We start from the raw sequence: 19,693 nt of genomic DNA on the forward strand, positions 1-19,693 counted from the left end.
GGGCTCATTTTCAACGCAATATCCAACAGTTACAAAGCCGCCCATCGAAGCCGAAGCGCTCGTCCTTCACGCGCCCGCGTCGAGCGACGCGACCCCTTCCATGATCTCGGCGACCCGGCCACCGACGAAGATGCCGTCGGTGTCGACGCGGAGGAAGAGCTCGGACGGGCGACCGACGTCGGCGCCTTGGAGGACACGCAAGGCCACGTCCCTTCGCCCCCGCGCCGACGCGAGGTACCCGCCGAGGTTCGCGCACGCGGAGCCCGTGGCCGGATCCTCGACGACCCCACCGAGCTGCGTGAAGAAGAACCGGGCCACGCAGGTGCCGTCGCCACGCTCGGCGACGAGATAGACCATGGACTCGTCGGGCGAGGCCCCGCGCGCGAGCCGCACGAGCCCCTCGAACGTGGGGCGCGCGGCGGCGAGGGTGGCCTCACCGTCGACGAACGCGACGATCTGAGGAGCTCCCGTGTCGACCCACATCGGAGCTTCGCGGAGCGCCCCGTCATGGAGCCCGAGCGCGACCTCGGCGTCGCGGCGCGACGGCTCCACCGCGCGCAGCGTGGGCTCTTTTGCCGCGCGGAGCTCGCAGAAGGGCCCACGAACCGTCACGGGGACGGGACCTGCGTTCGTTCCGAGCACGATCCGCGAGCGCCCCCTCGCGACCACGAACGCCGTCCCGAGCGAAGGATGGCCGGCGAAGGGCATCTCGTACGACGGCGTGAAGATGCGCACACGAACGTCGGTGTCCTCACGCTCCGGGGCGAGCACGAAGGTCGTCTCCGAGAGGTTCGTCTGACGCGCGAGCGCCTGCATCGTGGCGTCGGGGAGCCCGTCCGAGCCGGGGAAGACGCAGAGAGGGTTGCCGGAGAAGGTGCCCCCTTCGACGCCGAACACGTTGACGATTCGGAACGGGAGCTTCACACGAGCCCCCGTGGCACGTCGCCGGAGACGTCACGGCGCGCGCGGTCCCGTGCTCCCGCCTTCGGAGGGTGCGCGTCGTGCTTGGGCGAGGTCCGTGTCGGTGCGAGCATGGGATCCGGCGCCGCGACGGCGCGTCGTCGCTCATGCTTCTCCGATCTCGGCCGTAGGTTCAACCCGGCTCGACCTCGAGGTCTGCGAGCGACGTCTTAGGGCCTCGCATTTGACACCTCACCTGTGAGGTGCGAAACACCAGACGTGGCTCGTCTTCGCTCGTTCGCCCTCGCCGTCGCCCTCGCCCCTGGGGCGCTCGTGGCCTGCGCTCTCGATCTCGCGCCCACCACCGAGACCGCGCCCGAGCCGAGCGCGCCTGCCCCCAAGGTGACCGCCGACACCTCGAACGACGCCGCGCCACCTCCCCGCGCCGACGCCGAGGCCGACGCCGGCGAGCCCTGTGTGCCGGGCCGCCAAGCGACGGACGTCGGGCCGCGCGCCGAGACCTTCTCCCTCGACGTGCGCGGTCAGAAGGCGTTCGTGCACGACGCCGGGAAGACCGCCGGCTACTTCCACACGTTCGACGCGCTCACGGTCGGCGGCGGGGAGCCCCATAAGGTGCACGTGCTCCTCCCTCGGAAATACGGCGAGAGTTGCGCGCGCTACCCGCTCGTCGTCATGAACGACGGTCACACGGCGTTCTGGCCAGGGGGCCTCGCCAACAAGACGTTCGGCATGGCCGAGGCCCTCGCCGACGCGTACGCACGCGGAGCGCTCCGCGAGGTCGTGGTGGTCGCCGTGGAGCCGGTCTCGCGAAACCGCGAGTATACCCACGCGCCGTGGCTCACGGGCGAGGCGTGCTGCGGGGCGAAAGCCTACGCGGCCTGGCTCGCCGACGGGCTCGTCCCCTTCGTCGACGCGGCCTACCGAACGCAGGCCTCGCGCGACCAACGCTTCGTGCTCGGCTCCTCCCACGGCGGTCTCTCGGCGCTCTACGTCGCCGGCAAGCGACCCGACGTCTTCGGCGGGGCGATCGCCATGTCGGCCTCGCTGTGGGCCGGCCTCGACGATCGTGTGTCGGGCACGCGCGGCGGGCCCCTCGCGACGTCGGCGCTGCTGTCCGAGATAGGCCCCGGGCTCTCCTCCGCCACGCGGCCGAAGGTGTACCTCGACTGGGGCCTCTACCGAGAAGGAGGCACGCACAACACGGTCACCGAGGAGCTCGCGACGACACGCGGAAGGGAGCTCGCCGGGCTGCTCGTCACACCGGCCTACGGCTACCGGGACGGCCGCGATCTCTTCACGGTGGAGGACCCTCGCGGCGAGCACGACGAGACCTCGTGGGGCCGCAGGCTCGCGGGCGCGCTCGAGCGCGTCGTGGGCAAGTAGTCAGCGCCGCGAGCTCCGTAGGCGCCCGCTCCCGGTCGGCACGCGCGAACCGAGCTCCTCGACGACGGCGCGCACCCCGACCGCCAGCCCGTCCATCGCAGGCTTGCCGACCTTCTCACGGAGCTCGGCCTCGAGGCGTGCGAGCACCGCGAGACCTTCGAGGATCCCTCGACGTCCCTCGGCGGTGAACACGACGAGCCGGCCTCGTGCGTCCGCCGGATCGGCGATCCTGGCCACGACCCCGGCGCCCTCGAGATCGTCGAGGAGCTGCGAGATCGCCTGCTTCGTCACGCCGACACGCTCGGCGAGCTCCGAGACCCGCGTGCCGTCGAGGTCGATGTGCGGAAGGAGCGCCGTGTGCGACCGCCGGAGCGAGGGGCGCCCCGGGATCGCCGCGATTCGCCGCAGCGCCTCTTCGTCCACGAGACGCGCGGCCTTGAAGAGGAGCTGGAGCGTGCTCGCCGCCTTGGCGTCCGTGAGCTCGGCCTCCTCGTTCGTCTTCTTCGTGCGCGCCATTCGTCAACCGTCCTTGACCATTTCGTCAACCGAGCTTAACCATATCGCATGGTCGAGACCCGCCCTACACGGATGTCGTTCGAGCTCGAGCAGCGCTTGCCGGGGGGCCTCAGGCTCCCCACCCGCATGACCGCGCTCGCCACACGGAGCGGGGTCGTGCTCGTCTCCCCCATCCCCATCGACGACCGGATCGCGGCCTCGATCGCCGAGCTCGGTGACGTGTCGGCGCTCCTCGCTCCGAACCTCCTTCACCACCTCTACTTGGCAGCAGCCAAGCAGCGCTACCCGTCGGCCAGGGTGCTCGCGTACCGAGCGCTCGAGACGAAGGTCCCCGGGCTCACGCTCGATCACCCACTCGACGACGGCCTCCCGGAAGACCTCCGCGAGGACCTGCGGGGCGTGCTCGTGGACGGGGCGCCGAGCGTGTCGGAGATGGTGCTGTTCCACGTCCCGTCGAGGGCGCTCGTCGTCACCGACCTCTTCTTTCACGTCGTGCGGCCGGTGGGCATCGTCACCCACCTCGTGCTCTTCCTCGTGGGGTGCCATGGTCGCTTCGCCCAGAGCCGCGCATGGCGCTTCTTCGTGAAGGACCGCGAGAAGACGCGCGCGAGCGCCAGGGCCATCGCCGAGCTCCCCTTCGACGAGGTCGTGGTCGCGCACGGCGAGCCCGTCCGAGAGGGCGCCAAAGAGGCCGTCGTCCGCGCGCTCTCTTGGATGCTCGGGCGCCCGTAGCGGCGTGTGCCCCGCGATGCCGATGTGCGCTCTTGCGTCCGCCCCCGTTCGGCGAGGCACGGGCTCCTGTCTCAACGGCCCGACGCTTCGGCCTCGAGCCACTCGTTCTGTTTGTCGGCGCCCTTCTTCCAGCCTTCTTCGAGCTGCTTCGCGAACGACTCTTCGACGAGGCGCCCCACGAAGGCGACGGACGACTCGACGGTGATGTCGACGTGGCGCTCGGTCTTCTTGCCGAGCGGCTTGGTCGTCATGGTCCCCTCGACGCGAACCTTGTCGGCGAGCGTGCTCGGCACGAGCTTGAAGCGGAAGATCTCCGCGGCGCGATCGAACGTGCCCTCTTCCATGTACCGGAACCGGCTCCCGACGAGCTTCTGGATCGGGCCCGGGAGCGACAGCGTCGGCTCGACCGACACCGTGCGGCGCAGGACGGGGCCCTCCTCCGAGCGCTCCACGACCGACCAATCTCGAAACCCGAGCCCCTCGAGGAAGAGCTTCCGCGAGAGCGCCTCGTCGAAGAACGAGTCCCAAAAGGCGCTCGTTTCGCAGGCGATCACGTGCACCATCGACAGCTTCACCATGGCGCGGAAGCCTTTCGCGAACCACGCCCCGGCGCAAGGCTTCTCTCAGTCGAGCGCGAACGGCTCCTTCCCCGCACGACGGCGAAGGTCGTCGAGGGTGCGCTTTACCCCGTCGCGCCGAAGGAGGCGGACGAGGATCTCGCGCTTCTTCGGGTGGTCGAACAGGGCGACGCCGAGCGCGATCGTCACGATCCCTGGCCCCGGGAGGACGAGCATGGCCAGGCCGAGCACGACGAGCACCCCTCCCGAGACCTGGCGGACGAGCCGGACCAAGGGAGCGCGCTCGCGCGCGGGCCGCGAGAAGTAGTCGGAAGGGAGCGTCGCACACAGGTGGCGAACGAACGCGAGCCCCGCCAAAAACACGACCCCCGCCACGAACGCCGCCACCGCCACGTCGCGAAGGGTGAAGGAGATGGGACCGAGCTGCACGGCGTCACTCTATCGTTTGCCGCGCGGAATTCGGAGTCGGCAGCGGCGATTCGTGACCGGGCATACGGCCTCGACGCAGCCCCTCCCGACCGGCACGAAATCGCGAACCATGACGAACACTTAGAGAGTCTTCACGCACACGCACGAACGGCGAGCCGCCCTTGGGACAGCTCGCCGTACGCCCACGCGAGGACGCATGGTCACGAGGGCATCACTTGAGGCGCGTCTCGAACACCTCGGCGAGCACGCGGCACGCGTCGACCGTGGTGAACATGCCCACCACTTCGTTGTTCTGGACCACGATCGCCGAGCCGTACTTGTGCTCGGCCATCGTCGACGCCACCTCGGTGACCGGGGTCATGGCGTCGGTCTGGTAGGGCTGCGTCGCCATGGCCGCGTCGACCGTGACGGTCTTCGGGTCCACGCCCTGGAGCGTCTCGATGACGTTGATGTCGCGGAGGCTGAGGAGCCCGACGACCTTGGAGCCCGACATGACCGGGAGGTGCCGAATCCGGTGCTCGGCCATCTTCTTCGCGGCGTTCGCGATGCTGTCTTTCTCGTCCACCGTGTGGGGCGAGGTCGTCATGTACTTGAAGATCGGGGGAACGGGCTTGCTCATGACAAGGCTCGTTTGCAAACGGCGTGCACAACCAAAATACCCGCGAAATGCACGAGTTTTCGAGGATGCTCCGCAAGACGTGCGCGACGGGCGCAACCGGGGCGCCCCGGCACGAGGGTCGAGGACGCGGCAGCGCAGCGCGTGCACGAAGGCACGCCCGACGTGCGCAAACCCAAGGGCCGATGGGCAGGTCTCCGCCTCGCCTACACCGCTCGCGCGAGGTGCACCGCGAAGAGCGACGCGTCGTCGGTGTAGGTGACCTCACGCCCGAAGCCCGCGCTCGCCAGCATGGCGTCGACCCGGGTCGTGTCGTACTTGCGGCTCGACTCGGTGTGGATACGCTCGCCTCGCTCGAAATGAACGGTGAGGCCGAGCTGCTCGATCGAGACGGACTGCTCGCAGAGGCTCTCGAGGTGCATCTCGATCCGTGACGCTTCGTCGTTCCAGAGCGCCACGTGACGGAACGTCTCGACCTCGAAGCGGCCGCCGAGCTCGCGGTTGATGCGGGTGAGGACGTTCTTGTTGAACGCCGCCGTCACGCCCGCGGCGTCGTCGTAGGCGGGCACGAGCCGCTCGGGGCTCTTCCGGAGGTCCGTGCCGAGGAGGAGGCCATCCCCGGGCCGGAGCGCGGCGCGTGTGCCCGCGAGGAGCGCGTGCGCCTCGGCCTCGTCGAAGTTGCCGATCGAGCTCCCGATGAAGAGGACGAGCGTCGGTGAGCCGAGGTCACGGATGACGGGGAACGACGCCTCGTGGTGACCGACGAAGCGCTCGACCACGATCTCGGGCAGCTCCCGCGAGAGGCGTGACGCGGCTTCGCAGAGCGCCGAGGCCGAGACGTCGACCGCGAGGAATCGACACGACGCCTGCGCGCGCACGACCGCCTCGAGGATGAGCTGCGTCTTCGTGGCCGTCCCTGCTCCGAGCTCCACCACGGTGAGCGGACGCGTCGCGCCCGCTCGCATACGCCGCACGACGTCGTCCGCGTGGACCGCGAGGATCGCGCGCTCGGTGCGCGTCGGGTAGTACTCCGGGAGCTCGGTGATTCGCTCGTAGAGGGCCGAGCCGGCGGCGTCGTAGAAGAGGTAGGGGGGTAGGCTCTTGTGTGGGCAAGAGAGCCCGCGGAGCACGTCGGCGGCGATGGGCGACCTCGGGAAAGCTTCCACGACCGTCACTTCGTCACCTCGACGCCGCGCCAGAACGCCACGTGCCCCGCGATCGCGCGTGCCGCGTCTTTCGGGCTCGGATACGTCCAGGCGGCGTCCTCGTTGGTCGCGCCGTCGACGACGACGTGAAAGTAGCTCGCCTCGCCCTTCCAGCCGCAGGTCGTCTTCGTGGGGCTCTCGCGGAAGAAGCGCATGTCGAGAGAAGAACGTGGAAAGTACACGTTCCCTTCGACCACCTCGAACACGTCGCTCTCCGCCAACAAGGCCCCACGGTACATCGCCTTCGCCATCGTCGTTCTCCCTTCACGCGTGGCCCCGCCCGGAGGCACGGCCGCTCATTCGATGCCAGTACGCTCGCGGGGGCGCCCGGTTTCGCCCCGGACGTCACGCGCGACCCGAGCGCCGGTCATTTGGAAGCCCGTGTCGGGCGGCCAGAAATTGCGGTACGTCGCGCGCACGTGGCCCCGAGGTGTCAGCGCCGAGCCGCCACGAAGCACGTACTGCCCGACCATGAACTTCCCGTTGTACTCGCCCACGGCCCCCTCGGCCGGAGCATACCCCGGATACGCCGCGTAGGAAGACGACGTCCACTCCCACACGTCGCCGAAGAGCTGCTCCACGCGGCGCGAGCCCGACGCGGACGCGACCGGGCGAAGGACCTCGTCGTCCACGAAATTCCCGACCTCGGGATCGACGTGCGAGGCGACGTGCTCCCACTCCCCCTCCGTCGGGAGCCGTCCGCCCAGGAACCGCGCGATCGCGTCGGCCTCGTAGTAGTCGAGGTGAGAGGCTGGCTCGGCCGGATCGAGCTCGACGAGCCCCCGCAGCGTGAACCCCAAGACGGAGCCGGGCTCTACCCTCATGCCGTGCGGAGCCGTGAGGCCGAGCGCGCGAACGCGTTCGTACCCCGCGGAGAGCCAGAGCGAGGGGGTGCGATACCCACCCGCCTCGACGAACGCGCGCACCTCGGCCACGTTCACGGGGCGCGTGGCGATCGCGAACGGCTCGAGAAAAATGCGGTGACGCGGGCCTTCGTTGTCGAACGAAAACCTCGTGCCCTCGTGCCCGACGACGCACACTCCGCCCGCGTGCTCTGCGAAGACGAGGTCTCCTGGCGAGCGCCTCGTGCTCGAAGCTCCTGCAGGGAGGTACGCCGGAAGGAGCGGGCTCTCCGAGAACGCGTGACGAATGTCCGTGAGGAGGAGCTCCTGATGCTGCTGCTCGTGTGCGAGGCCAAGGTCGACGAGCGCTTCGAGCGCAGGCCAATCTTCGTCGGGAGCCTCCCGGAGGAGGTCGCACATCGACGCGTCGACGGCGCGACGGTACGCGCCGACCGCTTCGGCCGTCGGGCGCGACAAGAGCCCCCGCTTCGGCCTCGCGTGCCGCTCACCGAGCCCTTCGTAGTACGAGTTGAAGAGGTACCCGTACCGAGGATCGACCGGCGGGCCCCCCCTCGGCGCGAGCACGAACGCCTCGAAAAACCACGTGGTGTGGGCCCGGTGCCACTTCGTGGGGCTCGCGCTCGGCATCGACTGCAGGCCCTGATCCTCGGGAGAGAGAGGCGCGGCGAGGTGCTCCGTGCGAGCACGAACGGCGAGGTACCGTCGGGCGAGCTCCTCGCGCGTCACGGCGTGCCCTCCGCAGCCCAGCTCGGGACGAGGTCGAGCTCCGGGTACGCACGAAAGATCCCGCTCGAGGAGAAGGCGAGCCGCCGCGGAGAGGCGAGGTACGCGGCCACGCGAGGGCGCGCGGCGACACGTTCCTCGAGGGACGCGAGCGCCGGGAGGGTGCGCTGCTTCGCGGCCATGGCCCGTGGGAACGCGTAGCGCAGCCCCGCGAGCACGTGGAACATGGACAGGTCCGCGTACGTGTGCACGCCCACGAGCGAGCGCGGCTCTCGGGCGTCGGCATTTTCCCGGACGATCCGCTCGAAGTAGTCGAGGAATTTCGGGAGGCGATGCTCGAGGAAGGCGGTCGTCCGCTGCCGCGCCGCTTCGGTTTGTTCTTCGTAGTAGAGCGACGTCCCGATCGGGTGGTGCGTGTCGTGCACCTCCGAGACCAGGTCGGAGATCGTGAGCTGGAGGGCGAGCGTTCCGTGCCCTTGCCCTTCCCCCTCACCCGCGAGGCCGAGCCGAGGCCCGAGGTAAACCAGGATCGCGCCCACCTGGGCGAGCACGAGGGATCCATGGCGGAGGATCGGTGGAGCGAAAGGCCGGGCCCCCGCGCCAGGGTGCTCTTGCAGGAGCGCCTTGAGCGCCTCGACCCCGCCGTGCGCCGCAGAGCGCGCGACGTCGACGTAGGGAGCGCCTGCGTCTTCGAGCGCGAGCCGGACGAGCTCGCCGCGACCGGGAATGTGAGGCCAGTAGAAGAGCTCGTAGTCGACGTCGTTCATGATCGGGGTTCCTTGTGCGAGACGAGGCCGCGCGGGACGATGCGGCGCTCGGCGAAACGAAACACGGACAGCACGAGCAACGAGAGCAGCGCGGCGGGCACGGCGCCTTCGAGGATGGTCGGGGCCGACTCGAGCCGCACGCCCGTGAGGATCGGCTGACCGTAACCACCTGCACCTACCATGGCCCCTAGCGTCGCCGTGCCCACGGAGAGCACCGCCGCCGTTCGTACGCCCGAGACGATGCTCGGCGACGCCAACGGGAGGTCGACACGACGCAGGCGCTCGGCGCGCGGGAGCCCCAAGAGGTCGGCGCTCTCGACGAGGCGCGGGTCGATCGTCGTGAGCCCCGTCACGGTGCCCTCGACGACCGGAAAGAGCGAATACACGACGAGCGCGACGACGGCGGGCACGGTCCCGATGCCCAGCACGGGGACCAGCAGCACGAGGAGGGCGAGCGAAGGCACGGTCTGAACGACCCCGGAGATCCCGAGCACGATCGAGGCGAGCTTCGGCCTGCGCGAGCACACGACCCCGAGAGGCAGGCCGACGAGCATCGCTAGCAGTAGCCCGCCGAGCGAGAGCTGCACGTGCTCGAGGGTGCGCCGGACGAGGCGGCCCGAGAGGGTGTCGCGCGTGCTCGGGGCGACGATCCCGAGCGCTCGCTCGGCGAACCCGTGCGCGACGGAGTCCTCCGAGAGCCGGCTCACCAAGACGTCCGCGTTCATGCGGCGCATGGTCTCCGCGTCGATGCGCCCCTCCATCGAGAGGACCTTCGCGAGGCATGCGGGCGCGCGCTCGCCGAGGCGCGCGTCGTAGAGCACGATCGCGCGGTAGGCTGGAAAATAGCCGCGGTCGTCGGCGAGCACGCGGAGCCCGTGGGCCACGATCGCCGCGTCGGTCGTGTAGACGTCGGTGACGTCGACCCCGCCTTGGACGAGCGCGCGCTCGGCGACGTCGTGGTCCATCGCACGCACTTCCCCTGGGACGAGCCCGTAGGCGCGACGAAGCCCCTCGAAGCCGTCGGCGCGACCGACGATCTCGTGCGAGAGGCCGAAGACGAGCGGCCGCACCCTCGTGAGATCGCTCGTACGAACGAGCCTCTCCTTCGTCGCCAGGTCCTCGCGCACGGCGAGCGCGTAGGTGTTGTCGAAGCCGAGCGGGCGCGACACCGCGATCCCGAGCTCGGCGAGCTTCGCGCGGAGGTCGGCCTCCGGGGCACCCCGCGGCAAATGCAAGAGCTCCTGTTCGAGCGTCCCCGTGTACTCGACGTACGCGTCGATCTCCTTGGCGACGAGCGCACGAAAGAGCACGACGCTCCCGCCGAGCCCACGGAGGTGACGGACCTCGGAGCCCGCTCCGCGGCACGCCTGCGCCACGACCTCGCCCAATACGACGCCTTCGGTGAACGCCTTCGAGCCGACGGTCAAGGGGCGCGCCGAGGCCTCCGACGCCACGACGAGCGACACCACGACGAGCGCGAACGCCGAGGCCACGCGACGGGTCACGTGGCCACCTCTCCGAGGCACGCGTCGAGAAGGCGCGCCGTGAACGAGCCTCGCTCCGCCGCGCGGAGGTCGGCGAGGGAGCCACGCGCGTCGATGCGCCCTTCGTGCACGACGACGATCTCGTCGCCCAGGGCGACCGCCTCGTCGAGATCGTGGGTGACCATGACGACCGCCGCCCCCGAGCGACGCAAGAGATCGCGGAGGTCCCGTCGGAGCTCGGAGCGCACGACGGGATCGAGCGCCCCGAGCGGCTCGTCGAGGAGCACGAGGCCGGGCTCGTCCATGAGCGCGCGGACGAGCGCGACGCGCTGCCTTTGGCCGCCGGACAGCTCGAAGGGGAGCCGCGCGAAGAGCGAAGGATCGACGCGGGCGAGGCGGGCGAGCGACGTGAAGCGCTCTTCGATCTCTTCCGCGCCTCGACCGAGCGCGCGGGCACGAAGCGTCGCGTTCGCGCGCACGTCGAGGTGAGGGAAGAGCCCTCCCTCTTGGGTGACGTAGCCGATGCGGCGGCGCACCGTGTCGTGGCGTGCGGGGACGAGAGGCTCACCGAAGACCTCGACGCGCCCCCGATCGGCGACGACGAGCCCCGCGAACAGCCGGAGGACGGTGCTCTTCCCCGAGCCGCTCGCGCCCACCATCACGACCGTCTCTCCCGCCCTCGCCTCGAGGTCGATGGGGCCGAGGACGAAATCGCGAGACAAGCGGACGACGGTCTCCGCGAGCTTCGCCGTAACGACGGGTCCGGTCACGCGCCGGAGTCTACCCTCTCGTGCCGTGGAGGTCCGCGCGTTTCGCCCGCCGCAAGAGGGTATCGCCCACGCGCGGTTGCCGTATGCTCCCCGGGCTGCGCCATGGCAAACGCCACCCCCCTCAAGCTCGAAGGACGATTCTCGATCGACGACGTCGAACGCCTCGTCGACGCCCTTCGGACCTACGAAGGCTCGCTCGAAACACGCAGCGACGTCGTGGTCGATCTCGAGGCCGTCGTCGCGCTCGACGCGACCAGCATCGCCGTGGTCGCGAAGCACCTCCGCGCGCTCGCGAGGCGCGGCCACGAGGTGCGCATCGAGGGCGGCGACCCTTCGCTCCGCGACGAGCTCACGGCCGACGTCGGCCGTGCACCCATCGAAAAACCGAAAGATGACGGCATTCTAGCCGACGTCGGCAACGGCACACTCTCCCTCTACGCGACCGCGAAGGACATCTTCGCCTTCGTGGGGGAGGTCGTGCTCTCGCTCTTCGGAGTCGCCAAGGAGCCGCGCACCGGCAACTACCGCGACGTGCTCCGGATCGCCGAGCGCGCCGGCGCCGACGCCGTGCCCATCGTGCTGTTCATCAACTTCCTCGTCGGGTTCGTGATGGGCTTCCAGGGCGCGAAGCAGCTCAAGATGTTCGGCGCCAACATCTTCGTCGCCGATCTCGTCGGGCTCTCGGTCACGCGCGAGCTCGGGCCCCTCATGACGGCGATCATCTTGGCCGGGCGCTCCGGCTCGGCGTTCGCCGCGGAGCTCTCGACCATGAAGGTCTCCGAGGAGATCGACGCGCTCCGCACCATGGGCTTCGGTCCCATGCGGTACCTCGTCTTCCCGAGGGCCTTCGGGCTCATGCTCGTCGCCCCGATTCTCACGCTCTTGGCCGACTTCGTCGGCATCTTGGGCGGCCTCGCGGTCGGGGTCGCGGGGCTCGATCTCACGGTGCGGGGCTACCTCGTCGAGACGCGCCAAGCCGTGACCGCGTGGGACTTCAACTCGGGCCTCGTGAAGAGCGTCGCGTTCGCCCTCGTGATCGCGCTCGTCTCGTGCCAACAGGGGTTCGCCGCCGAGGGAGGGGCCGAGGGCGTCGGGCGAAAGACGACCACGTCGGTCGTCGCGTCCCTCTTCGCGCTCATCGTGGTCGACACGCTCTTCACCGTATTTTTCCGGGCGTTCGACCTATGAGCACCCCGCGCGAGAAGGGGCCGGGCAAGGGCCTCGCGTACCGCAGCCGCGACTCGGCCACCGCCAACGAGCGCGCCGAGGAGACGCGCCCCATGATCACGGTCCGCGACCTCACGATGGGTTGGGGAGACAAGATCCTCCAAGAGAACGCGTCGTTCGACGTGCCACGCGGGTCGACGTTCGGCATCCTCGGCGGCAGCGGCTGCGGAAAGTCGACCATGCTCCGCTACCTCGTGGGCCTCGAGAAACCCATGCGCGGGCGGATCGAGATCGACGGCATCGGCGAGCCGGATCTCGACGTGGGCCGCCCGCGTTACGGCGTCATGTTCCAGTCCGGGGCGCTCTTCGGCTCGATGACCGTCGAGGAGAACATCGCCCTCGCGCTCCGGCAGTGGACCCGAGTACCGGACGACTACGTCGACGAGATCGTCGCGAAGAACCTCGATCTCGTGGGCCTCGACGGGGCACAAGCCAAGATGCCCTCGGAGCTCTCGGGCGGCATGAAGAAGCGCGTGGCGATCGCGCGCGCCCTCGCCCTCGAGCCTTCGCTCCTCTTCCTCGACGAGCCCTCGGCCGGCCTCGATCCCGTCGCCTCGGCCGAGCTCGACAAGCTCATTTTGCGCCTCAACGACGAGAGGGGCACGACCGTGGTCATCGTGACCCACGAGCTCGAGAGCATCTTCTCGGTCATCCGAGACGCCATCTATCTCGACAAGAGCACGAAGAGCATCCTCGCGAGGGGCAACCCGAAAGACCTACGCCGCGACGACTCGAACCCCACGGTCTACGCCTTCTTCAACCGGATCGCGAGATAGCTTCATGAGCCGAAAAACGAACCCGACCAAGCTTGGGCTCTTCGTGGTCGCCGGCCTTTTGGCCTTCATGGTGACGATGGTCTACTTCGGCGCGAGCTCGCTCCAGAAGGAGACCTTGACCTTCAAGACGTACTTCAACGAGTCCGTCCAGGGGCTCGAGGTCGGCTCCCCCGTGAAGTACCGCGGCGTGACCATCGGCACGGTCTCGAAGGCCGACATCGCGCCCGACCGCAGGCACGTCGAGGTGACGATGGCGCTGAACCTCACCGACGTCGCGCGACTGAAGCTCACCGAGGGCGAGGCCGTGAAGGGCGCGACCGCCAAGGTTCCCCCGGACCTCCGCACGCAGCTCGCCTCTCAGGGAATCACCGGCGTGAAATTCGTCCAAATGGACTTCTTCGACGTCAAGTCCAACCCCCCGGAAAAATTGCCTTTTCCGGTCGGCAACGACACCATCCCGTCGGCGACCTCGACGCTGAAGAGCCTCGAGGACTCGCTCGTCGGCGCCGTCAACCGGATCCCCGAGCTCATCGACGGCATCATGGCGATCATGCTCCGCGTGAGCCACATCCTCGAGGACTTCGACTCGAAGAAGGTCCCCGATGCGGCGAAGGAGACGCTCGGCAAGGTCGACGCCGTGCTCACCTCGCTCGACGGTACGCTGAAGGACCTCCGAGGGTCGAACGTCATCGGCAGCACGGCCCGGACCGTGGCCGACATCGACAAGGCCGTGAACAAGATGAGCGCGCTCCTCGACAAAATCGACGGCGACAAGGGCCTCGTCGCGAGCGCGACCCGCACGAGCGACGCCATCGGCGATCTCGGCAGAAACGCCACGGGGACGACCCGCGAGCTCGACGCCACGCTTCGCGAGGTCCGCGAGGCCGCCGAGTCGATCCGCAACCTGACCGAGGCTCTCGAAAAGGATCCCGACATGCTCCTCAAAGGCCACGCACGAAAGAGGGCGAAATGAGCCTGCGACGCGCCATGCTCTTGGCCTCCGCGAGCGTCGCGCTCGCCGGGTGTGCGCTCACGTCCAAGTCGGAGCCGCTCGTCCCGAGGTATTTCGAGCTCGGGTTCGTGGCGCCCGAGGGGCGTGCCCAGGCCGTGGCGAACGGGCCCGAGGTGCGCCTCGGCAAGGTGAGCGCCGCGTCTCACGTGCGCGAACGGCGGGTGCGGAAACGAGGCGACGTGGAGCTCTCCTTCGAGGACGAAAAGCGCTGGACCGAGCGCCCCGAGGCCTTCTTGCGACGGGGGCTCGCCCGGGTGCTCTACGAAGAGCAGGGCTACAGGCAGGCCCTCTCCGGCGCGCCCTTCGTCGTCGATTGCGAGCTCGTCCGGCTCGAGGAGGTCGAGGAGAACGGCGCGGTCCGAAAGGTCGTCGTCGGCATCGTCGTCACCATCCACGACGAACGCCGGGTGCTCGTCGGAGACACGTTCGTGGCCGAAGAGGCGACCGCCGACGCGGAGGAGGCGACGATCGTTCGCGCGTACGGGAAGGCCCTTCGTCGCGCGCTCGATCACGTCGCGGACGACCTCGCGAAGGCATCTCGCGCCGAGGCCACCGCGAGCGCGCCGCGCTGACGTCCGCCGCTGCTTCATTTCGGTGTAGGCTCGCGGCCATGCAATCCTTTCGCACGGCGGCCGAGGCGGTCGCCCTGGTGAAGAGCGGCGACCGAGTGTTCGTGCACGGCAGCGCGGCGACGCCGACGCGGCTCCTCGCGGCCCTGCTCGCGCGCGCCGGAGAGGTCTCGGGCGTCGAGCTCGTCGCGATCAGCACGCTCGGCGAGATCGACTGGAAGCACGCCGACGTCGTGAAGAGCTTCTTCCTGAGGTCGCTCTTCGTGTCGGCGAACGTGCGCGAGTGGGTCGACGGCCCAGACGCCGACTACGTCCCCGTTTTTCTGAGTGAAATCCCGGGGTTGTTCCGTCACGAGCGCCTCCCTCTCGACGTGGCGCTGCTCCAAGTCTCACCACCCGACGCCCACGGCTACTGCTCCCTCGGGACCTCGATCGACGCCGCGCACGCCGCGGCCGAGTCGGCGAAGACGGTGATCGTCCAGGTGAACCGCAAGATGCCGCGCACACTCGGCGACGCGCACGTCCACGTCTCTCGGATCGCAGCCATGGTCGAGTGCGACGACGACCTCCCCGAGGTCACCTACGCGAGCGACGATCCGGCGACCGCGGCCATCGGTCGCTACGTCGCCGAGCTCGTCGAGGACGGATCCACTCTCCAGATGGGGATCGGCGGAATCCCGGACGCCGTGCTCGCCTTCTTGGGCGACCACAAGGATCTCGGCGTGCACACCGAGATGTTCAGCGACGGGCTCGTCTCCCTCGTCGAGCGAGGGGTGGTCACGAACGCCAAGAAGAAGGTCGAGCGTGGCAAGACCGTGACCACGTTCGTGCTCGGGAGCCGCAAAGTCTACGACTTCGTCGACGACAACCCCGCCGTCGCCTTCCGCGACGTGAGCTGGGTGAACGACGCCTCCGTGATTCGGAAGAACCCGCGGGTCGTCGCGATCAACAGCGCGCTCGAGATCGATCTCACCGGGCAGGTGTGCGCCGACTCGATCGGCACCTACCAGTTCTCGGGCATCGGCGGGCAAATGGACTTCATGCGCGGCGCCGCGCTCTCCGAGGGTGGAAAGCCCATCATCGCCATGCCCTCGACCACGTCGAAGGGGATATCGCGCATCGTCCCCGTCCTGAAACCCGGCGCGGGGGTCGTCACCACGCGGGGCCACATCCGGTTCGTGGTCACCGAGCATGGCGTCGTGAACCTCTACGGGAAGGGCCTCCAAGAGCGCGCCCAGCTGCTCATCGGCATCGCGGCGCCCGAGCATCGCGAGGTGCTCGAGCGCGCCTACCGCGAGCGTTTCCATGGCGACCCATGACCTGACCGTCTCCGTTCGAGCTCCCCTTCGCCCTCCTCGACCGACGTTCAGCCGCCTTCCCCCGTCGGGCGCTGCGAGGGCCTCTTCGCCGTGAGCGCGCTCCGCAGGGTGCGCTCGAGCTCGTCGATGCGATAGGGCTTCTGGAGGAAGTGGGCAGGCTCGCCGCGAGTGCGTTGGGTCGCCTCCTCTTCGCTGTACCCGCTCGAGAGGACGATCGGGAGGTTCGGGTCGAGCGCGCGCAGCGCCTTCATGGTCTCGACGCCCGAGAGCACGGGCATGGTCATGTCGAGGAACGCGAGCACGATGTCGCTCTTGTGGGCCTGGTAGAGCTCGAGGGCGCGCTTGCCGTCGGGCGCCTCGAGGCTCTCGAACCCGAGCGACCGAAGCAGGAGACCGAGCGTCGCTCGGATCGACTTCTGGTCGTCGGCCACGAGGATGGTGCCCTCGCCCTTCCAGTCGGAGGCGAGCGGCAGCTCACGGGCGGGCCGCGGCCTCCGATCGCTCGCCGGTAGATCGATCGAGAACCTCGTGCCGACGCCCGGCTCCGACCAGAGGCGGATCGCGCCGCGGTGCGAGCGTACGATCCCGAGCACCGCCGACATGCCGAGCCCACGCCCCGCGAACTTGGTGGTGAAGAACGGCTCGAAGAGGCGGAGCTTGGCCTCTTCGTTCATGCCCGAGCCCGTGTCCGACACCTCGAAAACCACGTAATTTCCAGCACTTATCCCGAGCTCGGACGCCTCGAGCTCGGCCACCGTACGCGTCGAGGTCATGAGCGTGATGGTGCCTTCGCCGTCCCCCAGGGCGTCGGACGCGTTCGTGAGCAGGTTCATCACCACCTGCTGGAGCTGCGCGCGGTCCCCGACGACGCTCGGGAGATCGGTCGAGAGCGCCTTCACGACCGTCGCCTTCTTCGACAGCACGACGTCGAGGATGCTGGCCATGTCGGCGAGCAGCGCGCCGAGGTCGACGGGCTCGACGGCCATCGAGCCCTTGCCCGAGTACGCGAGGAGCTTCTGGGTGAGGTCGGCGGCGCGGAGCGCGAGCTGCTCGATCTGGAGCACCGAGTGCGAGAGGCGATCGAAGTGCTGCCCCTTCTTGCTCTGCTCACCGAGCTCGCGCCTCGCGAGGCTCGCCTGCCCGAGGATGCCCGTGAGGAGGTTGTTGAAGTCGTGCGCCACACCCCCAGCGAGCACGCCGAGGCTCTCGAGCTTCTGCGCTTGCAGGAGCCGCCGCTCGAGCTCACGCTTCTCCGCCTCGGCGACGACGCGGCTCGTGACGTCGAACACGTAGCCGATGAAATGCGTGGCGGCGCCCGAAGCGTCCCGTACAAGGTACGTGTAGTCGTAGATCCAGATGGACGCCCCGTCGCGACGGGTCACCCGGTACGGCTCGTGCGCGAACGACGTCTCGGGGCGCTCGGTCGCCGACCGGACCTCCTCCGCGACCCTCGTGAGGTCGTCGGGGTGCACGAGGCTCCCGTAGGCGACGCGCCCGTCGAGGAAGTCTTGGACCTCGTAGCCGAACACCTCGACCACGTTCGGCGAGACGAACTCCACCGGCCACCCGGCCTCGTTTCGCCAGGTGAACACCACGATGGGGCCGCGCTCGAAGAGCGAGCGCTGGTCCGAAAGCCGAATGTCTCCTCCCACGCGCTCAGGATAGACCGAAACCCACCCGAGACGGGCCCCCTTCCTTCACGTATCGAGGCGTCGACGAGCGCACGAGCGTCCCCGTTTCGGGTACCTTCGGCGCATGCGTTTCTCCAAGCCCCGCTCGTGGTCGGCATTCTCCGTCGCGCTCCTCCCCGCGTTCGCCGCGCTGACGCTCGGTTGCGAGAGCACGGCCACCGTCGCGTCGAACCTACCGCTCCAGCGCGTCGTCGTTTATCGCAATGGGATCGCGTACTTCGAACGAGGTGGAAAGGTCGATGACCAGGAGGTGCGCTTCAAAATGAAGGAGGAGGCGGTGGGGGATTTTCTCGCCACGCTCGCCGTCATGGAGAAGGGAGGGAGCAGCGTTCGCGCGGCGGCTTTCCCCATCAAGAGCCCGGACGACATCCCGTCCTGCGATCCTAGCCCTCTCGCGACCGCCGATAGGCCTCCGCGCCGCCCGAACGATCCGGAAGAGCCGCCGCGGCTCCGCCCCTGCACCGAAGAGGAACGCAGGAGGATCCGCGAGGTCGTGCTCCAGCTCGACGGGAAGCAGCACGAGCTCCAGGTGGGCTACGTCACCGAGGCGCCGGTCTGGCGGCCCTCGTACCGCCTCGTCGTGGCGGGCGGCGGGAAGGCGCAGATCCAGGCGTGGGGCATCGTGCAGAACCTCTCCGGCGAAGACTGGAAGAACGTGAGGCTCTCGCTCGTCGCGGGTGCGCCCGTCGCGTTCGAGGCCACGCTCGGCACACCCGTCGTGCCGGCGCGTCCCGTCGTCACGGACGAAGGCGAGGTGATCGCCGCCGTGCCCCGCGCCGAGACCTCCCTCGCGCAGGCCGAGAGACGCCGGGAGCCACCCCCGCCGCCACCTGCAGCCGAGCCGAAGCCAGTCGTCACGAACGAGGATCGCGACGACAAGGAGCTCGAGGCCGACGAGGCCGCGGCGACCGTGAGCCGTGGGCCGAGCGCCGGCGCGCGGCCCGCAAAAGACGCCATGCGGCCGCGTTCCGCCGTGAAGGCACCGGCCCCCGAGGCCCCCAAGACCGCGCCGATGGACGGCCCCACGCGACCGACGTCGACGCCCGTCGTGCCGGGAGCCCCCCGCAACCTTCGAGCGCTCGCGGCCGTGAGCGCGACCGGTGGCGTCACGAGGTACGACCTCCCCGAGGCCGTGACGATCCCCGACAAGGCCGCCACGATGGTCATGCTGCTCTCGCGCGACCTCCCCGGCGACTCGGCGTTCCTCTTCGCTCCCGACGGCTCCGTGCCCGACTCCTACGCGCACCCGTTCCGCGTGGTGCGGTTCACGAACAAGAGCGGCGGAACGCTCGAAAAGGGGCCTATCGCCGTGTTCGAGGCGGGCTCGTTCCTCGGGCAAGGCATGGTCGATCCTCTCCCCGAGGGCGCCACGGCCACGGTTCCTTTCGCCCTCGAGCGGGGCATCGCGGTCGACCGTACCGTCAAACATGACGAGCTCGGGGAGCGCGTACAGAAGATCGAAAATGGTGAGCTTTGGGTCGAGCGGGACAGCGCGACCCACACCCTCTACCGGATCCGAAACGGCAGCGCCGTCCGCGCGAAGGTGCTCGTGAAACACCCCCGTATCGGCGGGAGCCACCTCGAGAAGCCCCCGACCGGCACCGAGGACAACGTCGGCCAAGGGTCGGCGCTCGTCCCGTTCGACGCCGCCCCCAACGCGGACGGAGAGCTCATGGTCGACGAACGCGTCAGCGTCGTGCGCCCCGAGAGCTGGACGTCGAACGTGGCCGACGCCGCGGTGAAGGCGCTCCTCGCGCGGAGCGACGTGCCCGACGCCACCCGGAGGTCGGTCGACGAGGCCTGGAAGCTCCGCCAGGAGATCCTGCACCTTACGGACGTCGAGCGGGAGCACGCGCGCACTCTCGCGGAGCTCTCGGCCCAGAGCGAAGAGACGCGACGGAGCCTCCGCGCCATCGAGAAGAACAAGCTCGCCGACAAGCTCCGCGCTCAGCTCACGAAGCGCCTCGAGGACCTCGCGAAGAAGAGCGAGGAGGTCGGGAAGAAGCAGGTCGAGGCGCAAGCGAAGCTCGCCGAGGTCAACGTTCGTTTTCGCGATCTCCTTCGGAGCGTGAAATACGTCGCGCCCGTCACCACCAAGCGAGGCTGAAGAGC

General features: G+C 69.1%; 20 protein-coding genes. 8 read left to right on the forward strand and 12 right to left on the reverse strand.

Annotation, left to right across the window (positions count from 1 at the left end; all coding sequences use genetic code 11):
* Positions 1 to 66: 66 nt before the first annotated feature.
* Complete coding sequence (locus tag IPK71_32020; protein ID MBK8218382.1) at positions 67 to 924, reverse strand: PhzF family phenazine biosynthesis protein; 858 nt, start codon at positions 922 to 924, stop codon at positions 67 to 69.
* A gap of 255 nt (positions 925 to 1,179) precedes the next feature.
* Here IPK71_32020 and IPK71_32025 point away from each other — a divergent pair, with 255 nt between their 5' ends.
* Complete coding sequence (locus IPK71_32025) at positions 1,180 to 2,304, forward strand: alpha/beta hydrolase (protein ID MBK8218383.1); 1,125 nt, start codon at positions 1,180 to 1,182, stop codon at positions 2,302 to 2,304.
* Here IPK71_32025 and IPK71_32030 read toward each other — a convergent pair whose 3' ends face one another.
* Entirely contained in the window at positions 2,305 to 2,820 is a 516-nt protein-coding gene (locus tag IPK71_32030; protein MBK8218384.1) for a MarR family transcriptional regulator, read from the reverse strand. It abuts the gene before it with no gap.
* A 48-nt stretch (positions 2,821 to 2,868) separates the two neighbouring features.
* Between IPK71_32030 and IPK71_32035 the strand changes: the two genes are divergently transcribed.
* The gene (locus IPK71_32035) at positions 2,869 to 3,552 is read left to right on the forward strand and encodes a hypothetical protein (protein ID MBK8218385.1); all 684 of its coding nucleotides are present in this window, start codon (positions 2,869 to 2,871) and stop codon (positions 3,550 to 3,552) included.
* 71 nt (positions 3,553 to 3,623) lie between these two features.
* Here IPK71_32035 and IPK71_32040 read toward each other — a convergent pair whose 3' ends face one another.
* The 9 genes from IPK71_32040 to IPK71_32080 form a co-directional block, all read right to left on the reverse strand.
* The gene (locus IPK71_32040; protein ID MBK8218386.1) at positions 3,624 to 4,130 is read right to left on the reverse strand and encodes a DUF2505 family protein; all 507 of its coding nucleotides are present in this window, start codon (positions 4,128 to 4,130) and stop codon (positions 3,624 to 3,626) included.
* 45 nt (positions 4,131 to 4,175) lie between these two features.
* On the reverse strand, positions 4,176 to 4,559 hold the full coding sequence (locus tag IPK71_32045; GenBank protein ID MBK8218387.1) for a hypothetical protein: 384 nt from the start codon (positions 4,557 to 4,559) through the stop codon (positions 4,176 to 4,178).
* Positions 4,560 to 4,770: 211 nt separating this feature from the next.
* Complete coding sequence (locus tag IPK71_32050; GenBank protein ID MBK8218388.1) at positions 4,771 to 5,178, reverse strand: CBS domain-containing protein; 408 nt, start codon at positions 5,176 to 5,178, stop codon at positions 4,771 to 4,773.
* A 203-nt stretch (positions 5,179 to 5,381) separates the two neighbouring features.
* The gene (gene egtD, locus IPK71_32055) at positions 5,382 to 6,350 is read right to left on the reverse strand and encodes an L-histidine N(alpha)-methyltransferase (GenBank protein ID MBK8218389.1); all 969 of its coding nucleotides are present in this window, start codon (positions 6,348 to 6,350) and stop codon (positions 5,382 to 5,384) included.
* Positions 6,347 to 6,631, reverse strand: a complete 285-nt coding sequence (locus tag IPK71_32060) for a DUF427 domain-containing protein (GenBank protein ID MBK8218390.1) — start codon at positions 6,629 to 6,631, stop codon at positions 6,347 to 6,349. Before IPK71_32060 ends, egtD begins: the two co-directional genes overlap by 4 nt.
* Before the next feature lie 45 nt (positions 6,632 to 6,676).
* Positions 6,677 to 7,990, reverse strand: a complete 1,314-nt coding sequence (locus tag IPK71_32065) for an ergothioneine biosynthesis protein EgtB (protein ID MBK8218391.1) — start codon at positions 7,988 to 7,990, stop codon at positions 6,677 to 6,679.
* Positions 7,966 to 8,733 carry a glutathione S-transferase gene (locus IPK71_32070; protein MBK8218392.1) on the reverse strand — a complete coding sequence of 256 codons (768 nt, stop codon included), beginning with the start codon at positions 8,731 to 8,733 and terminating at the stop codon, positions 7,966 to 7,968. The genes IPK71_32065 and IPK71_32070 overlap by 25 nt, the downstream gene beginning before the upstream one ends.
* Positions 8,730 to 10,238 (reverse strand): ABC transporter permease subunit, encoded by a 1,509-nt coding sequence (locus IPK71_32075; protein ID MBK8218393.1) that lies wholly within the window; start codon positions 10,236 to 10,238, stop codon positions 8,730 to 8,732. Before IPK71_32075 ends, IPK71_32070 begins: the two co-directional genes overlap by 4 nt.
* Positions 10,235 to 10,987 carry an ATP-binding cassette domain-containing protein gene (locus IPK71_32080; GenBank protein MBK8218394.1) on the reverse strand — a complete coding sequence of 251 codons (753 nt, stop codon included), beginning with the start codon at positions 10,985 to 10,987 and terminating at the stop codon, positions 10,235 to 10,237. The genes IPK71_32075 and IPK71_32080 overlap by 4 nt, the downstream gene beginning before the upstream one ends.
* A gap of 102 nt (positions 10,988 to 11,089) precedes the next feature.
* Here IPK71_32080 and IPK71_32085 point away from each other — a divergent pair, with 102 nt between their 5' ends.
* From IPK71_32085 to IPK71_32105, 5 genes are all read left to right on the forward strand, one after another.
* Positions 11,090 to 12,175, forward strand: coding sequence for an MlaE family lipid ABC transporter permease subunit (locus tag IPK71_32085; protein MBK8218395.1), 1,086 nt, complete (start codon positions 11,090 to 11,092; stop codon positions 12,173 to 12,175).
* A gap of 92 nt (positions 12,176 to 12,267) precedes the next feature.
* Complete coding sequence (locus IPK71_32090; protein MBK8218396.1) at positions 12,268 to 12,990, forward strand: ATP-binding cassette domain-containing protein; 723 nt, start codon at positions 12,268 to 12,270, stop codon at positions 12,988 to 12,990.
* A 4-nt stretch (positions 12,991 to 12,994) separates the two neighbouring features.
* Complete coding sequence (locus tag IPK71_32095) at positions 12,995 to 13,963, forward strand: MCE family protein (protein ID MBK8218397.1); 969 nt, start codon at positions 12,995 to 12,997, stop codon at positions 13,961 to 13,963.
* Positions 13,960 to 14,574, forward strand: coding sequence for a membrane integrity-associated transporter subunit PqiC (locus tag IPK71_32100; GenBank protein ID MBK8218398.1), 615 nt, complete (start codon positions 13,960 to 13,962; stop codon positions 14,572 to 14,574). The genes IPK71_32095 and IPK71_32100 overlap by 4 nt, the downstream gene beginning before the upstream one ends.
* A 38-nt stretch (positions 14,575 to 14,612) precedes the next feature.
* On the forward strand, positions 14,613 to 15,890 hold the full coding sequence (locus tag IPK71_32105) for an acetyl-CoA hydrolase/transferase family protein (protein MBK8218399.1): 1,278 nt from the start codon (positions 14,613 to 14,615) through the stop codon (positions 15,888 to 15,890).
* Positions 15,891 to 15,937: 47 nt separating this feature from the next.
* Here the strand turns inward: IPK71_32105 and IPK71_32110 are convergent, their stop codons facing one another.
* Positions 15,938 to 17,542, reverse strand: a complete 1,605-nt coding sequence (locus IPK71_32110) for a response regulator (GenBank protein MBK8218400.1) — start codon at positions 17,540 to 17,542, stop codon at positions 15,938 to 15,940.
* Positions 17,543 to 17,645: 103 nt separating this feature from the next.
* Here IPK71_32110 and IPK71_32115 point away from each other — a divergent pair, with 103 nt between their 5' ends.
* Positions 17,646 to 19,688, forward strand: coding sequence for a DUF4139 domain-containing protein (locus IPK71_32115; GenBank protein ID MBK8218401.1), 2,043 nt, complete (start codon positions 17,646 to 17,648; stop codon positions 19,686 to 19,688).
* The last annotated feature ends 5 nt before the right edge of the window (positions 19,689 to 19,693 follow it).

Source organism: Myxococcales bacterium, assembly GCA_016712525.1.
GTDB lineage: Bacteria > Myxococcota_A > Polyangia > Polyangiales > Polyangiaceae > JAAFHV01.

What these genes read in the sequence shown, in the direction of transcription:
- IPK71_32030 (MBK8218384.1), bottom strand. Translation starts at nt 2,820, where the DNA reads ATGGCGCGCACGAAGAAGACGAACGAGGAGGCCGAGCTCACGGACGCC.
- IPK71_32035 (MBK8218385.1), top strand. Translation starts at nt 2,869, where the DNA reads ATGGTCGAGACCCGCCCTACACGGATGTCGTTCGAGCTCGAGCAGCGC.
- IPK71_32040 (MBK8218386.1), bottom strand. Translation starts at nt 4,130, where the DNA reads ATGGTGAAGCTGTCGATGGTGCACGTGATCGCCTGCGAAACGAGCGCC.
- IPK71_32050 (MBK8218388.1), bottom strand. Translation starts at nt 5,178, where the DNA reads ATGAGCAAGCCCGTTCCCCCGATCTTCAAGTACATGACGACCTCGCCC.
- IPK71_32060 (MBK8218390.1), bottom strand. Translation starts at nt 6,631, where the DNA reads ATGGCGAAGGCGATGTACCGTGGGGCCTTGTTGGCGGAGAGCGACGTG.
- IPK71_32070 (MBK8218392.1), bottom strand. Translation starts at nt 8,733, where the DNA reads ATGAACGACGTCGACTACGAGCTCTTCTACTGGCCTCACATTCCCGGT.
- IPK71_32085 (MBK8218395.1), top strand. Translation starts at nt 11,090, where the DNA reads ATGGCAAACGCCACCCCCCTCAAGCTCGAAGGACGATTCTCGATCGAC.
- IPK71_32090 (MBK8218396.1), top strand. Translation starts at nt 12,268, where the DNA reads ATGATCACGGTCCGCGACCTCACGATGGGTTGGGGAGACAAGATCCTC.
- IPK71_32095 (MBK8218397.1), top strand. Translation starts at nt 12,995, where the DNA reads ATGAGCCGAAAAACGAACCCGACCAAGCTTGGGCTCTTCGTGGTCGCC.
- IPK71_32100 (MBK8218398.1), top strand. Translation starts at nt 13,960, where the DNA reads ATGAGCCTGCGACGCGCCATGCTCTTGGCCTCCGCGAGCGTCGCGCTC.
- IPK71_32105 (MBK8218399.1), top strand. Translation starts at nt 14,613, where the DNA reads ATGCAATCCTTTCGCACGGCGGCCGAGGCGGTCGCCCTGGTGAAGAGC.
- IPK71_32115 (MBK8218401.1), top strand. Translation starts at nt 17,646, where the DNA reads ATGCGTTTCTCCAAGCCCCGCTCGTGGTCGGCATTCTCCGTCGCGCTC.